Below are 15980 nucleotides of genomic sequence, written 5' to 3' on the forward strand. Positions count from 1 at the left end.
TATTTCGAGAAGCAGTCTGAACTCATATCCAAGAGCCAGGCGGAAAAACCCTTGCCTGAGCCAACGACCAGTCACGCTCCTGACGGGTCGCACAGTCACACGCCTGCTAAATGAGGAGCTGAAATCAGCCCCCGGCAAAACCGGGGGCTTTTTTGTTGTTCAGCAGTAGTGATCGGCAAATCTTGATTTCAGAAACGAAAGGAATATTGAAGGCCTGCACCCGCAAAAGCCTGGTCAGTTCTGCCGCCCTGTACGTTGCTGTAGAATGCGCCTGCGCTCAGGATATCGGGACCGAATAGCGACGTTCCCATCGAAAGCCGTCCGTTGTACCCCAAATCGTTCGCAGGCCATACCCCGCCCACCCATGCATCCGCAAGAATAAACGGACGCCTCAGCACCCCTTGATCCGATGGTCCATAACGAAAAGACGTGCCTATCCCCATAAGTGCGAATTTCTTTGGGATGAGCGTTTGAACGCTTGATAAGGAAGGGCTCAATGATCCACTCAGGTCGGACGGGAGTGTCGCTGCAAGCTGATTGTTTTCCCATGATCCCTGGAGTCTGACCTGCCAGTCCTGGATGCCCCTCAGCAGGGAATGCCCAAGGATCATTTGCAGCTTATAGCCTTTCCCCAGGCTGCCTCCATCTCGGCTCGCATAACGATGACCATCCATATCCACATTGAAAAAGGTTTGTTGTGACAGTTGAGCGGATACGCCCAATAAGATCGTATCTTTTTTCCCTAGCGCCCGTAACGCCCCTGTTTCATGGCTCATTTCATTCACACCAAGCCGCAGGCTCGCTTTCAATCGATTGGTCACATCCTGGCTGACTCTTGCCGCTCCATAAACGAGGGAATCGACGTCCCGAAGATTACCTCCCAGATTCACCTGAAACAGTCCTTCCCGCAGAGGATGTTTAAATTCCGTCATGATGTCCAGTTCGTTCCTTGCCGGAAGAGTAATCCCGGGATTCGAAGAATCGAGCAGGTTATGCTTCAGTTCAGTGGCCAGTAAGCCGCGTCCATAAGGCACGTTCAAACGCACCCGGCTTTCGACAAAGTTTATATCGCCCAACGTTTTATACTCGATGCCGCCCGCCACCTGCTTGCTTGTTTTTACTATTAGATCATCTCTGACATTGAACAGGTATGTTTGCACCGTGGTGGGCTCTTTATGGGACGCGAGAAGCTTATAGGTTAATGCCAGCGCTTCTTCGTTTTTGTCGAGACGCTTGAGCGTCTCCATCCTGTTGAAATCGGTAAGTTGGTCATTGTCATTTTCAAGAATACGTTCGGCAACAACGCGGTCATTTTCCGCCAGGGCTAATGCAAGGCGCTGCCAGGCGGGCGTTTCCTGTCGCGCAATATGTTCCTGCAGAAGCCAGTAACGAGCTGCGGTATAATTCTCCTGCGTCAGATATGACGCCACGAGCAGTTCCTGAACCCCCGGGTCATCGTATCCCTTGTCAAGAAATTGCTTTAATATGGATATGTCGGCGTTTGCTCCCTCCATATCACGAACTAAAGCCATATATTCAGGTCGCAATAAGTCCTTGAATTTGCTTATTGACCCCTCTTTAATTTGCTTAAGGCGGGATCTTATGTTGAACAGGACATATTTACGCAACCGCCAGGCCGCATCCGCGCGTCCTGCCCTGCCTAAGACATCGGCATAAGTAAGCAGCCAGAGATAATCGTCGGGACTGATCCGCGATTTACGCTCAAACCACGGCAATGCTTCTTTGTGCTGACCAACCTTAACCAATGCCAGTCCATAAACGCCCCATAATGCCTGGTTTTTTGAGGCATCCGGCCGCCACGCTTTAACATGGGACCGCAGTGCCCGCTTGTCATTCTGTGCAATGAGGTTCCACAAGATTCCTTCTTTGGCAGTGGTCGATGCAGGGTTAACATTTAAAGCCTGCTGATAATGTTGTATAGCTGCATCAGTCCTGCTCTCGTGAGTTTGCAACTGAGCCTGCATCAGCCAGTACATTTCGGAATCCAGAAATTGCGACTCTTTGCTCCTTGCCGTTTTTAAAAGCCGCTTCAGTTGAGCTGAAGAGCCGGCCTGGTTGGCCGCATCCATCGCGAGCAGCAGCCAGCGAGACTGGTCGAAACGACGATAGGCTTCCTCGCCGATGGCAATGGCGTCTTCCGGCCTACCCATATCACGCGTCAACTGAATCAAGCGTTCCGCTACAACGACGTTCGCGTTCCCTGATTTCCACATTACGCTATAAGCCGATAACGAATGTTCGGGTCTTTTCAGTTCCCAGGAAAGCTCACCCAGAATCTCCCAGAAATGGGTTTCTTTTGCTGTCATATCATCCTTGTGAGACAGCAGCATGGAAAGCGCCTTCTCGGACTGGCCATTTTTCCAGGTTAATTTCGCTTGATGGGCCGTAGCCTCTGGCCGACGATTGAAATTAGCGCCAATGAGTTCCCAGGTTTCCATTGCCTCGGATAGTCGTCCGGCGTCTTCCTGTGTTTTAGCCAGCGCTTCCCATGCTTGTGAATTATCGGGATAGCGCTTCAAATATGATTTCAGAAAATCAACATGATCTGAATAAGTACCTGCCTCGCTGTATGCAAACAACAAACTGTTCAACTCCTCGGGCGCTAACTTCCTCGTATTTGATAGCTGTAGCAGCAGGTCCAGGGAAGTATCGACAAAATGCAGCCCTTTTGATAGTCGCAGCGCATTCGTGATTGCGGCATCATCCTTTCTATTTTTCGCCAGCCATAGCCATTCCTTCAACGCGACCTCTGGCATTAAAGCCCATTCTGCGATCGTTCCCAGCTTTTCATGAGCGTTTCCGTCTGCCGGAGCAATTTCCACCAGACGCTGGGCTAACGCCAGAGCCGGCTGAAGTTCACCAACCCCAAGCGCACGATCGACCTGCTTTCTGATTTGTTCAGGATTGTCCGGATCAAGTGACAAGCGCAAAACCCCGACTTCATATGCCTGCCTTGGGTTATTGTCCGCCAAATTAATACTGATGGCCTCATCAAGCAGTTCGGGATCTTCCGGGAAGAGCTGCTGATAATTACGGAAATGTTCGAGAGCAAGCTTCCTGTCGCCCGCTGCTTGCAGTGCCTTAAGGGTTAGAAATGAGAATTCGCGAGCTTCAGTTTTGTTCTCGGCCAGTTTATAACCTTTGTCATATATCTCCGCTGCTTTACGCGGCATCTCCGCCGCGATGTACCATCGTGCCGATTCTTTCAATTTCTCCATGCGCTCGGAAGAATGGGGAATAACCGCGGACCATCGATAATATAGATCTGCAACCACAGCAGTCTGTTCGAGCTCAAGGCTGAGTTTAATGAAACTTGGTAACAAGGATAGTGGAAGCGCCGTTTTACTGATTTCGATAATGCTGTTTTTAAGATTAGCCAACTTTGTTTTCTGATCCGGGCCGTCGTCGCCAACTGATGAATAATCGTAGAAGTCGAGTTCCAATACTAATAGCCTGACGCTTAATTCCGGCGTGCGGCCTGCAAGCTGTAGTGGTTCCAGAGCATTCCGGGCCTCGCGCAATTCCCCGAGGTTTATATGCTGTCGAGCAAGTTCAGTACGTAAACCTGCGTCATCGGGCTTGATATTCAAGAGGAGCCTTAAATACAGCACCGAGAGATGGTCCGGCTTTGCTATCTGGAATAATTTCTTTAGTCTATCCTCTTCATAAAACAGGAGAGCAAAAACAAGAGCCAGTCCCAAACCAAAAGAAAGTATTGTTTTTTTTAAATTGCCGAACAAATTCATGATCGGGTCTCTTAGGCGGAATGTCTGTTGCTACATCGAATGGTTTCATCTTCAGAAGTCGCGTGTGGGATCGCCACCTGCCTGGGAGCACTTATCGAGTAGCCAGCACGAATGTTAAAAAGGACAACGTTTGTCAGATCATTTGCCGGGGACTGGACGGGTCCGGGCCCGGATAGTCTTCGCCTGACCAGCTAAGCCTGACACTCACACACAAGCACGTCCGTTCGATGTACCACATAACGGATCACGCCTGAAAACTGGACACCTGTTGATGTGATTGGGTATCGTGCCGGACGCGTTCGAGCGCATCTCCGCGCTGGCCGACACATTCGTGAAAGACCCGCATGCCTTCGCAAAGGTGGGGCAGGTGGTGAAAGTCAAGGTGGTGGAGATAGACGAAAAGCGTAAGTGCATCGCGCTCACCATGCGACTGACGAAGGCCGCGGCAAAGGTATGCAGGGTGGGCAGCAAAACAGGAAGCCGGAACGATCCGGTGGCCGGAATAAGCAATCCCGGCCTCAACAGCAGAAACAGAAACAAAAAGTAGAGGCTAAACCCGATACCGCAATGGCTGCGGCATTCGCGAAGCTAAGAGATAGATAAGGACCATCTGAGCTTTAGAATTTGGGCAGCTTACTCTCCATTGAGGGGTGGGGAGCGTAGGAATAATCCTATTAGTTAAGTCTTCTGGTTTTTCGTCGTTGTTCAGTTACAAGTAGCGAGCGTGTTTAATTGACGCGTTGAAATAAAATGAAGCGTTGAAAACAAAAAACAAAAAAAGGAAATGGAATGAATCAGCCATGGGAAACAGCTTTCAGTGCACGGGATGACCTACAGGCGTATGGTGATAACGCTCTGGGGTTATTCGCTCTCGGATTAAAATTCGGGATCGAAGATTTAGATACGATCGCCGCCGATTCGATCACGGATGGCAGCGACGATAAAAAATGCGATATCGTTTATATTGATGAAGACGAGGCTGTTGCAGTTATTAGCCAATGTTATCTCTCCCGGAAGTACCGAGAGACGGCCCCGGCTAATAAAGCTTCGGATCTGAACACCGCTGTCGCATGGTTGTTGCAGAGGCCCATCAGTGATTTACCACCTCGTATTGTTTCGGCGGCAAATCAGTTGCGAAATGCTCTTACGGCCAACAAAATCTCAACCATACACATTTGGTATATTCATAATCTCAATGAATCCACAAACGTAAAAGAAGAACTCCTGACAGTCGAAGCCTCTGCGAATGCGGCATTAAAAACTCATTATCCGGGTATCGCTACCAAAGTTCATGCTTTGGAAATAGGTCAAAGCATATTTAATGAATGGTACACGGACACACTCTCACCTATTTTAGTGAACGACACCTTTAATGTTGAAGTTATAAATGGGTATGAAGTTACAGGACCAGATTGGACAGCTTATATTACCTCTGTGTCCGCTCGTTTCCTTCATCGCGTGTTCAAGAGATATAGAACACGATTATTCTCGGCAAATGTTAGAGATTACCTTGGTTCTCGATCCAGCGATTCGAACATAAATCATGGAATAAAAAGAACCGCAGAGTCAGACCCCTTGAATTTTTGGGTATTCAATAACGGCTTAACCGTTCTGGTCAACAGTTATGAAAAACCGGATAACAACCAGCGCGGGAAGAAATACCTTACGATTTCGGGGATATCGATTGTGAATGGCGCGCAGACCACCGGTGCCATAGGTTCTCTCAAGAAATCTCCTTCCGATGAAGTTCAAGTGCCGGTTCGATTTGTGCAAACGAGTAATCCGGATCTGGTACTAAATATCGTTCAGTTTAATAACAGCCAAAACAAAGTAACGGCTTCGGATTTTAGAAGCACGGATAAAATCCAAAAGAGGTTGAAAAACGAAATTATTGTGATTCCCAACGCTGAATATGAGGGTGGGAGGAGGGGTGGTTTTGGTGATGCAATTAAACGTCGACAAAATTTCTTGCCATCATATACCGTAGGTCAAAGCCTTGCGGCGTTGCATGGTGATCCAGTCACTGCGTATAACCAAAAGACCGATATATGGATTAATGATCGATTATATTCAAAATACTTTAACGAGGATACAACGGGTGCGCATATTGTATTCGCCTATTCCTTGCTGCGTGCTGTGGAGAACCGTAAACTAATTCTCATGAACAAAGCAAAAAAAGGTGACGCAAATCTTACTCAGAGTGAAGACAAACAAATCACTTTCTTACGTAAGCGTGGTTCAATTTATCTTTTGGTTTCCGCTATCGCTGCATGTCTTGAGGTCTTTTTAGGCCGTAGGATCCCCAACCTTTATCGCATATCTTTCGGAGTTCAGGTTTCGCCCCATGACGCACAGAAGATCTGGAGCGAAATCGTGGACGTTACAGCCCCTCTATCTGCTCAGCTTGAGGAAGCAGTAAATGATGGGCTCAAAAGTATAGAGCGAGTCAACACAGTGATGCAAAAATTTCAAGGACTTATTGAGGTAACGGCAGATGCAAACGAAAAGAAATACAGGGCTTTTCAGTCACACCTGACCGCGAGGTAAACAGTATTAAACTACCGCGCTTGGTCAAGAACCCGACTCTTTACATCTGTCGGATTTCGCGTTGCTGAATGGCCTTCAGAAGCAGGCCATTCAGCGTCTGCCTTCGTCGATTGAACCCAGGCGAATTTACGCTTAAATGCTGATGCTAATCTAGCGTTGATCGCCTTTGCGCTTGAGAAGGCAAACACGGCCTTGCGCAGCTTTGACTTTGTATTGGTTGGTGTCGGTCGGTTGCCACGCCTCAGCTCATGTGGCCAGGATTTTCTACAAGTCATCCGCAGGGACGCGCTCCTGAGCCCCAGCGCTTGCGTTGGCTCCAGAACCGGCCATCCGCCGGCAACTCTCTGCGCATTCCCGGCAGACCCGGGCGCATTCTTCCATCCCCTCTATCTTCTCGCAGCTCTGAGCACAGGCATCGCAAATTTCCGCGCAGACGCCGCAGACCCTTCTGGATAAAGCGGAACCGCTCAGCATGAAGTTCGCGGAAGTCTGGCACATCTCCACGCAGTTGATCATGAGGCGAAAATGGTCAGGCGCGACATGCTCACCGCCTGCCTCCAGGCAGTGGTTCATCGCTTCGTGCAGGCAGGTCTGGTGACACTTGGTGCAGGTATCGATGCACGCTTGCATTTGGGGATCGGTAGCATGAGTCATGGCGGTCTCCTTCACGTTGGTCAAGAGGTCGATTCTTCAGGTCCATTCTTCATATTTCGCGTGAGCGCAAAACAACATTACGATAAGCTTCCCTTTCAGGAAGTTCTGTGCGGGGGCGTACACGTATTTTTTTGATGGTTCCTGAGAAATCGGCAACCGGAAAAGCGGTTCGCTCGGCGGATCTCGCTTCCCGCGAAGACTCAAGGGAATCCTTTTCACGCTGAGAGTCGGGTTTTGAATGCATCTCAAGGAGACTGGTCAGAGTTACGACGCTATCGCCCATATCTGGCGTGAGGATCGTATTCAATCGAACGGCATACCTCAGCTGGAGCGGGCGATCCGATTTGCAAGGAATCGCCGCTTTGCCCTGGATATTGGCTGCGGGTGCAGCGGCCGCTTCGATGTGCTAGGCAAGCACGGGTTTCAAGTTGAAGGCGTTGACGTTTCTCAAGAACTGATTGCTTTGGCCAGACAAAGCCATCCGGGTATATCGTTTCACCATGCCGATATATGCGAGTGGAATCTTCCGCGAAAATATGATTTTGTCGTTGCCTGGGACAGCATCTGGCATATTCCGCTTGACCGGCAGGAGCCTGTCTTGCGGAAGATTTCCGAGGGCATGGCGCCGGGGGGAGTGTTCATGTTCACGACGGGCGGACTGGACAACGCAGAAGAAGAATGCGATTCATGCATGGGCCCGCCGGTGTATTACAGCGCACTGGGCATCCCGAAGACACTTGAGCTGTTAACGCGCTTCGGATGCGTCTGCCGGCACCTGGAATATGACCAATATCCCGAGCAGCATCTTTATATCATTGCCCAAAAGGCTTAGCTTTCTCGCGCGTGGACCGGGAACCCTATGAGTACAGACTGGCTGGTGGAATTGCAATCGAGGTAGCGTTGGAGACGTGGAGGATGCTAAAAAATCAACGGGCTGTCGATTAAGCTCCGGCGTTGTGCTTTTTAATATTAATCATCCTTCCGGTGCCGAATCACATCGATCGCGTTCATGGCGATTTCCATTGCCTGGTCGTTATTCTCCCGTTCTCTCTTTACCATCGCTGTAACTATCTGGTGCATGATTTCGGCTTCCTCGTATGTCGTGCAGCGCATCCTGAACTGATCGAGCGCTCCGCCCACTACCATGGTTTCAAACAACAGGGGAGGGCCGTCATCATCGGAATTATGATCCATACCAAGAAATATGGTGCTTACCCGAACCTCGTCCAGGTGATCGTCGGCTATTTTCGGATCGCGGCTAGCCATGCTTTGCCCCCACTTGAACATGTTAGAGCAGGGCACTGCCTCGCGGCCTCGAAGTAAATAGTATTTAGTCACTGTTTTTTTTAATTATCCACAGGTTTGACAAATATATTCACAAAGTAGATTCCTGAACTTATATCCCTGTCCGCACAAGCAGTCTGTTACCAGCCGCACCGACGTTCGCACGCAACATAGTTCGCCCCGTCTGCGAGTGTACCTTTGGCCACGAGGAGCGGCGGGTCTTTTGCAAACCTCTGCGGTCCGGCCAATGGCGGTTTTGCTTCGCCGGGCAACCAGCGCTTTCTACCGCTGGGCCGCTGGGAATTGCTGCCTGGAATCATTCGATAGCGCAGTGGAGGTCAGCATGCTCCGAATTGGTTTACTGCCGGAAGCCCGCCACCCGGTGGCTTGCCTCCCCGCTGGAGCGACCGGTTGCATCGTACAGCTTTGTGAGGTTTTTCCAGCTGATTTGTACGGTTGGGTGGTTGGGGCCATGCGCTTTTTCGAAGAGTGCCAGCGCGCGCTTGTAGTAAGGTTCGGCTTCTGCATACTGGCCCCTGGCGTAATAGATCATGCCCAGGTTGTTGAGGCTGGTGGCCATGTTGAGCTGATACGGCTCCGCGGCTTTTTCGGCCTTTTCAAAGATAGCCAGCGCGCGTTGGTAGAACGGCTCAGCTTCGGCATATTGACCCAGTGCGCGATGGACTTCTCCCAGGGTGCTCAAGTCCCTGCCCACTTCGGGATGATCCGGACCCAGTGTTTTCTCCCGTATCGCCAGCGCGCGCTTGTAGAACGGCTCTGCCAGGGCATATTTGCCCTGATGGTAAGAGACTTCGGCCAGGTTGCTCAGATCGCTCGCCAGATCGGGGTGGCCCGCGCCGAGCGTTTTCTCCCGGATCATGAGAGCGCGTCTGTAGAGCAGTTCCGCTTCAGCATGTTTGCCCTGATTGTGATAGACCGCCGCAAGGTTGTTCAGGCTTGTCCCCAGGTTGGGATGATCGGGAGCGAGTTTTTTCTCATAGAGCGCGAGGGCACGCTTGTAGAGCGGTTCGGCCTGCGCAAATCTATTTTCGGCATGGTAGATCAAGCCCATGTTGTTCAGGCCGGTCGCAAGGCTTGGATCATCCGCGCCGAGGGCCTTTTCACGAATAGCCAGGGAGCGCTCGTAGAGGGGCCTGGCTGATGCATACTTCCCCTGGAGGCAATAGAGTTCCGCCAGGTTGTTGAGGGTCTGGCCCACATCGGGATGTTCGGGGCGCAGGGCCTTCTCCCTGATCGTCAGCGCGCGCTTGTAGAGCAGCTCCGCGTCCGTGTTTCTGCCGGCAGAGCGGTAAAGTTCCGCGTGCCCGTTGAGGGTGGTCGCCACAAGGGCATGGTTGGGGCCGAAGTATTTTTCGCGGATCGCCAGGGCGCGTTTGTACAGCGGCTCCGCCTCGGCGTATCGGTTGTGGTCACGATAGAGTTCGGCCAGATTGTTCAGGCTGGTCGCGGTGTCGGGATGGTCGGTTCCAACTGTTTTTTCCGCGACCGCGAGCGACTTCTTCACTGCCACCACAGCACGCTCGTAGTCACCCTTTTTATAAAGCGATATCGCCTCTTCGCTGATGGCCTTCCACTTATTCTCCTGCGCATAAGCAGGGTGCGCGAAGGCGAGCACCAGAGGCAATATAAAAGCGAGCGGGAGTGTTTTCATAACCTTCCTTATGAGCGCCGGATCGCGTGAACGCGAGGCTGCAAATCCACGGTTTGCCCCATTGCGCCCGCTGATAACGCCGGTCATTTTCTCACAAACGTGGCGTGATGTATCTATTCCAGTGCAGCATTTGCGCGCCTTCCAAGGCCATCGGCAGAAGCTCGGGGCAAGCTTGGCTGCCGAGCTGGCAAGTTTATAATGGACCCGTTTTCACGCCCGCAGTTCCCGTGGCGCGCGGCTTGCATGAACCGTCGACCGGAGCCGCTATTTCCCTAGAACGGCCTTTCCCCGGACCAGTTCAGGGCGCTCGCTATCATGGTCGGCGGCCACGGTCTGAAGCTTTCCATAATAATCTCGGGCATCATTTCGGTTGCCTGCCATTTCCGCGGCGCGAGCTGCGCCGGCAATGCTGCGGAAGCGATTGGGATCACGCTTCAGGGAACGCTCGAACTCGGCGAACGCCTCCGCCGGACGGTCGAGTTCAAGCAGCATCTCCGCCAGCAGTTCGCGGGAGGGAGCGACATTGCCCGGGGTCACCGGATGTTTGTCGCTTGCTTCTTCCGCTTCCGCGGCGGCGCGCATCAGGCGCACGGCCTCGTCATTGCGCTTGTCCGCAAGGGCAAGCCACGCATTGACCGTCTTGATTTGAAAGTCTGCCTGTCCCGCCCAATAGTCCAGTTTGGCGGCGGTCATCGCTTCCTTGAGCGCCTGCAGTCGCGCGACATCTTCGCGCGCGGAGGAAGTGTTTCCGCTCCGCGCGGCGCCGAGCCCACGGGCAAAGACGAGAATGGCTTCAGCCTGCGGGAATTTGTTCCAGGCCAGCTCTGCGGGCGACAGCTCGAGCGCAGCCGCGCCTTTCCAGTCGCTGCGTTCTAGTGCAAAGCGGGACGGGATAGCGGCGAAGGCATAAGCCGCGGGGAAATTTTCCACGTTGACCTTGCGGATCGATCTGGCTTCGTCGACCAGGCGCCTGGCTGCCTTGTCCTGCGCTTGCTGGAGGTGGGCGAAAACCATGTAGTCCATGGCATGCAGCGAGTCATAAGCGCCAACGCCGAGGGTCGCGTCCTTGAGTTCGCTCCTGGCCGCGCGATAGGAGGCCTGGTTGCTCTCCACCATCTCCGGCCAGAGCCCCACACGGGCGAAGATATGCGAGGGCATATGCAACGCATGCGGGACGGAGGGCGCAATCATTGCGTAGATCCTCGCTGCGGGCAGGCCCTTTTCAGCCAGTTCTGCATAATCGTAGGTGTGGATCAGATAGTGGGCGACACCGGGGTGGTTAGGGTATTTTTTGAACAACGGTTCCAGAATACTCGCGGCTTTGAGCTGACTCGCGAACGTTTTGTCGGTGGGCACTGCGGTTGCGTTGAGCGCGAGCGCATAGAGGACCTGCGCTTCAGTATCGCTGGGATAGCGCGAGGCCACCCCTTTCATCGCTTTTTCATAGGCCAATGCCCGCGGTCGGTAATCCGTTGTCTCCCAATCGTTGAAAAGGATGGCTAACGCGGCGATATAATCCTGTTCGCGCTCGGTATGGGCGGGTATGCGCCGGGCGTGCGCCAAGGCTATTGCGCCGGCGTTCCATGCCTTCGCGCCAGGTGGCCAGGTGAACGGATTGCCCAGGGACATCAGGGCAACGCCCCAGTAAGCCATGGCGCAGGTAGTATCGTGGCGCAGCACGGTGCCGAACCAGTTGATCGCCGGATCGAACCAGAAGGAATGTGCTAACGCCATCGCGCGGTTGAATTCCTTCTGGGCTTCGGCGTTACAGCTTACCGGGAAGTTCACCTCCCCGAGTTTTTCGGGGGAAGCGCCACCCACGGGCTCATGTTCATCGTGCGCCCACACGCCTGCTGCCCCGAAGGTGAGGATGATCGCAAGTATCCATGACGCTGTTTTTGCCCGAGCCATATTGTCTTCCGAAGTCGTGATAAAGCATCGTTATTTCTTAGCAATAGCGCAAAGGACGTCCCGCGGCCCATTAAAACATTTCATCAGACTTGATTGCGGCGCAAAACAAGTCGGAGCGACTGTCTGTTAGGACGATACTTTTGTTTCTCTTTCTCCCTTTTTCCCTTTGAGAGGCCAGTCCGCCGTACTTCTTCTTCCACTTATAGCATGTGACTTGTGAGATTCATCACATCTTTCCCGCTGGATCTGTACTACTGTCTGATTAAGTCCGCTCTAAAACCAGGGCGGGCGAAGTCGAATCTTGAATCGCTGTTTTCAAGGTTCCGGTCGATCGGTTGAATCGCTCTATTTGAGCGTACAGGCGATTATTTTGCTACGGACATACGCGGGAACAAGCGGGCAAAGAGTGGTTGTCTAGGTATATGAAATAACAGGCTCTGTTGCAAAAAATAAGAAGCGATTAATCAGATCACACGCATAGTTTTCTGGTTCGTCCTTTTTTTGCAACAGAGCCGCCTTTCTCATCGACCAGTAGGCGTCTCGACTTCTGCTGGAATCTCACCGCAAGCAGAAGTACATTCGACCCACAAAACGCATATCCCCTCATCATTCTTCCGATATGTACATAGCAGTGCGCAGGGCGTATTAGGATGCTGTGCGCACGTGTCATTGCACGCCTGTTTAGCAGCGTCATCGACCTGGGGGCAGCTCAGATCACCAATTTTCTTGGGCGGGATTCTGTCCACAACCGTTGGTACGGTTGGCGGTATTGGTTTAGGAGATTCCATCTCACGTGCAGACGAAGGGGGCTTGTCTTTCGTATCAAGCACGGTCCAAATAGGGACTGCAATACTTTTATGTTCTTTCAATGCCGGTCTGTGCGGTCGCTCCTGGGAATGAACCCCGAATGCGCTCGCCCATACCAGGATTGCAAGCAAGAGTTTGGAAAGATGTTTATTCATAATTTTCCTGACTTGTCTCTGAGAGTTGGGATACTGCTCTCCTCTGCGAACCTTCCTGCGGATCAAGTTATAAGTTAACTATAGCATCGGGATTGGTAGATAGAGCAAATACATCGTTGTGTCTGGCGAGTGGCAGTTTTCCCGTGATGCTAATTATAGCGGGCCTGATTCCACTATCTTTGGATCTGGCCTCTACAACTGGGTGGAAGATGTTGGCGTTCCGAACGATTCAATCTCTTCCGTAGCGTTGATACCCTGATAAATGGGGGAGTTAGTATAAGGACCCGTTGGTAAACCCGACGGGTCGATTTAAGTCATTGACGCTTGGATAACACCGGGGACCGTTTCAGGTCTCTCACGAAGAGAAAGGGGAGAGAGAAAGTCTGCCCGATCGGATCACCGCGATATAAAACCGTTTTCCCTTATTTCTTTTCTGAACTTCGCCGCCAACCCGCCTATGTTGCCCGGCGCCTGACTGCATAGCCATACTGGGTAGGCCAGGAGGGCTCCACTTCCACCGCGTGTTGCGCCTTGATGGCCCAGTACGGTTCCCGCAGCAGTTCCCGCCCGACGAAAACGAGATCGGCCTTCGCGCTGGTGATGATTTCATCGGCGAATTGCGGGTCGGCAATCAGGCCCACGCCGCCCGTGCGGATCTCCGCTTCATCGCGGATACGCGCTGCAAACGGGATCTGGTAGCCTCGGGCTACGGGGATCTTCGCGTCCGGTGTGGTTCCCCCAGAGGAAACGTCGATCAAATCCACGCCGAGCGTCTTGAGTTTTTGGCAAAGCACGATGGACTGTGCGATATCCCAGCCGCCATCGGCCCAGTCGGTTGCCGAGATGCGCACGAACAACGGCAGCTCCTGCGGGATGACGTCGCGCAGTCGCGTGGCGGTCTCCAGCAGTAGCCGCATGCGGTTCTCGAGGCTGCCGCCATATTCATCAGTGCGGTTGTTGCTTATAGGCGAGAGAAACTCGTGCATCAGGTATCCGTGCGCGGCGTGGAGCTCGATGACCTTGAACCCGGCGGCCAGCGCGCGGCGCGCGGCTGCTTCCCAGGCACTGATGCAATGTGCGATGTCCGCCGCGGACATGGGTTTTGGAACGGGGTCGCCGGCGTCGAACGGCAGGGGACTGGGCCCCAACACCTGCCAGCCGCCCTCCTCAGGGGTTTTCAGGCTGCTGCCGCCGTTCCATGGACTATCGCAACTTGCCTTGCGGCCGGCATGAGCGAGCTGGATGCCAGGGACTGCGCCGTGCGCCGCGACGAACCGGGCGATACGGGCCAACGGCTCGATATGCTCATCTTTCCAGATTCCCATGTCAGCCGGGGAGATACGTCCCTCGGCGGTGACCGCGGTGGCTTCGACCATCACCAGCGCCACGCCGCCAATGGCCCGGCTACCCAGGTGAACGAGGTGAAAATCATTGGCAAAACCGTCCTCGGAAGAGTACATGCACATGGGCGACATCGCTATCCGGTTGCGGAAGTTGATGCTCCGAATGGTTAGCGGGGACAACAGATCGACTTCCGGAATTTCGCGGTCATGCCTGCTATGGCATTGGGGGTGGATAATGCTTTCGGAGGGGCTTCCACCGGCTATACCGCCGGTAGCGACATCCCTTGCGTTGCGCAGCTCGGCCAGTGCAACAGCTGCGTTGTCCGTCTCATCTACAGGTAGCCGATTTTCGTGCGTGCCATCTCTGTTTTCGTCGTATTGGGACATGATCGTTCCTTCATCGAAGAACGCCTGTCGATCCCGTCAAGGTACGGAATATCCAGATGTTCAGTCACACAATAATTGCCGGACCGGACGGCGAACCTGCCTGCCGGATGCGTGCCATAAGAGACACAATATAAGGAGACAAATAAGAAGCCTCGATAAGCCACGGTGCGGAATTCAAGCCACCGCTTACTAAGTGTAGTACGTAGTGTGGAAGGAACTGTTTTTATTATGCTGTTGCCGTGCACGAGCGCCGGGCGGCGCTGCAGAGACATAATGTCGCCGCGGGAGGGTGTTCCGCGGGGGTCGTATAGTGGTGCGCGACCTGATAAAGTATGCGGCATCGTTTCAATTTGATGCTGCAGTTTCCGGGACGGCAATCATGACTATGACCAACAAGGCGGTTTATGTACAGCCGGGTGGCGGGTTTGACCGCGTCACGTTCGGCAGCAGCGATCCGTCTCCGCCCAAAGCGAATGAGATGACGGTGAGAATACGCGCAAGCTCGCTCAACTACCATGATTATGCGGTGGTGAGCGGAATGTGGGGACCGAAGGTGCCGCGCATCCCGATGTCGGATGGGGCGGGAGAGGTCGTCGCGGTTGGCGAGGGCGTGACTGAGTTCGCGCCTGGGGATCATGTCGTCAGCACGTTCTTTCCCACCTGGCTGGATGGCGAATCAGAGATCGGCGATTTCCACACCGTTCCTGGCGACGGAATCGACGGCTACGCGCGCGAGCAGGTAACCATGCCGGCGACTGCATTCACGCGCGCTCCGAAGGGCTATAGCCACGCGGAAGCGGCGACGCTCACCTGCGCCGGGTTGACGGCCTGGCGGGCGTTAATGGTGGATGGAGGCCTGAAACCCGGCGAAACCGTGCTTGTCCAGGGAACCGGCGGCGTTTCGGTATTCGCCCTGCAGTTCGCCAAGGCAGCCGGTGCGACGGTCGTCGCCACCTCATCCAGCGATGAAAAACTCGACCGGTTAAAAGGGCTGGGCGCGGATTACCTGATCAATTACCGCAAGGATGAAAACTGGGGAGAATCGGCGCGCCGCCTGACTGGCGGCCGGGGGGTCGATCACGTCATCGAGGTAGGGGGACCGTCATCATTGGCGCAGTCGCTGGTGGCGGCCCGTCTCGCCGGTCATATTGCCGTTATCGGCATTCTTTCAGGCGTGACGGCAACGCTGCCGTTGCACACGGTTCTTACGCGCCAGTTGCGCCTGCAAGGCCTGGTAGTTGGCAACCGGCGCTGGCAAATGGACATGATCCGGGCAATCGAGGCGACTGGATTACGCCCTGTCATCGACCGGCATTTTCCCCTGGAACAGATCGTCGAGGCTTTTCGCTATCAGGAGAGCAAACGCCATTTCGGCAAGATATGTCTTGATATTTGAGCGTGTAAAGTGCCTGAAGCAGGTAGCATTTAAAAGCTTTTAAGGTGTTTAAAGGCT

Annotated in this window: 10 protein-coding genes; 4 read left to right on the forward strand and 6 right to left on the reverse strand. The window is 53.4% G+C overall.

Annotated features, from left to right (window positions below; genetic code table 11):
* Positions 1–188: 188 nt before the first annotated feature.
* The gene (locus tag C8R31_RS04195; RefSeq protein ID WP_107692843.1) at positions 189–3767 is read right to left on the reverse strand and encodes a tetratricopeptide repeat protein; all 3579 of its coding nucleotides are present in this window, start codon (positions 3765–3767) and stop codon (positions 189–191) included.
* A gap of 286 nt (positions 3768–4053) precedes the next feature.
* Here C8R31_RS04195 and C8R31_RS04200 point away from each other — a divergent pair, with 286 nt between their 5' ends.
* Together C8R31_RS04200 and C8R31_RS04205 are read left to right on the forward strand one after the other, a co-directional pair.
* Positions 4054–4314 (forward strand): S1 RNA-binding domain-containing protein, encoded by a 261-nt coding sequence (locus tag C8R31_RS04200; protein ID WP_375136120.1) that lies wholly within the window; start codon positions 4054–4056, stop codon positions 4312–4314.
* 242 nt (positions 4315–4556) lie between these two features.
* Complete coding sequence (locus tag C8R31_RS04205) at positions 4557–6314, forward strand: AIPR family protein (protein WP_107692845.1); 1758 nt, start codon at positions 4557–4559, stop codon at positions 6312–6314.
* Positions 6315–6578: 264 nt separating this feature from the next.
* Here C8R31_RS04205 and C8R31_RS04210 read toward each other — a convergent pair whose 3' ends face one another.
* The gene (locus C8R31_RS04210; protein WP_107692846.1) at positions 6579–6968 is read right to left on the reverse strand and encodes a four-helix bundle copper-binding protein; all 390 of its coding nucleotides are present in this window, start codon (positions 6966–6968) and stop codon (positions 6579–6581) included.
* A 238-nt stretch (positions 6969–7206) separates the two neighbouring features.
* On the opposite strand from C8R31_RS04210, the gene C8R31_RS04220 reads away from it, so the two are divergent.
* Positions 7207–7800, forward strand: a complete 594-nt coding sequence (locus C8R31_RS04220; protein ID WP_107692848.1) for a trans-aconitate 2-methyltransferase — start codon at positions 7207–7209, stop codon at positions 7798–7800.
* A gap of 137 nt (positions 7801–7937) precedes the next feature.
* Here C8R31_RS04220 and C8R31_RS04225 read toward each other — a convergent pair whose 3' ends face one another.
* The 4 genes from C8R31_RS04225 to C8R31_RS04245 form a co-directional block, all read right to left on the reverse strand.
* Positions 7938–8234: a hypothetical protein gene (locus tag C8R31_RS04225; protein ID WP_107692849.1), complete on the reverse strand. Its 297-nt coding sequence runs from the start codon at positions 8232–8234 to the stop codon at positions 7938–7940.
* A 376-nt stretch (positions 8235–8610) separates the two neighbouring features.
* The gene (locus C8R31_RS04235; protein WP_107693430.1) at positions 8611–9924 is read right to left on the reverse strand and encodes a tetratricopeptide repeat-containing protein; all 1314 of its coding nucleotides are present in this window, start codon (positions 9922–9924) and stop codon (positions 8611–8613) included.
* Positions 9925–10188: 264 nt separating this feature from the next.
* Positions 10189–11835 carry a hypothetical protein gene (locus tag C8R31_RS04240; RefSeq protein WP_219907445.1) on the reverse strand — a complete coding sequence of 549 codons (1647 nt, stop codon included), beginning with the start codon at positions 11833–11835 and terminating at the stop codon, positions 10189–10191.
* Positions 11836–13252: 1417 nt separating this feature from the next.
* Complete coding sequence (locus C8R31_RS04245) at positions 13253–14527, reverse strand: NADH:flavin oxidoreductase/NADH oxidase (protein ID WP_107692851.1); 1275 nt, start codon at positions 14525–14527, stop codon at positions 13253–13255.
* A gap of 379 nt (positions 14528–14906) precedes the next feature.
* Here C8R31_RS04245 and C8R31_RS04250 point away from each other — a divergent pair, with 379 nt between their 5' ends.
* The gene (locus tag C8R31_RS04250) at positions 14907–15923 is read left to right on the forward strand and encodes an NAD(P)-dependent alcohol dehydrogenase (protein ID WP_258192538.1); all 1017 of its coding nucleotides are present in this window, start codon (positions 14907–14909) and stop codon (positions 15921–15923) included.
* Positions 15924–15980 lie beyond the last annotated feature (57 nt).

It is taken from the genome of Nitrosospira sp. Nsp2 (assembly GCF_003050965.1).
Lineage (GTDB): Bacteria > Pseudomonadota > Gammaproteobacteria > Burkholderiales > Nitrosomonadaceae > Nitrosospira.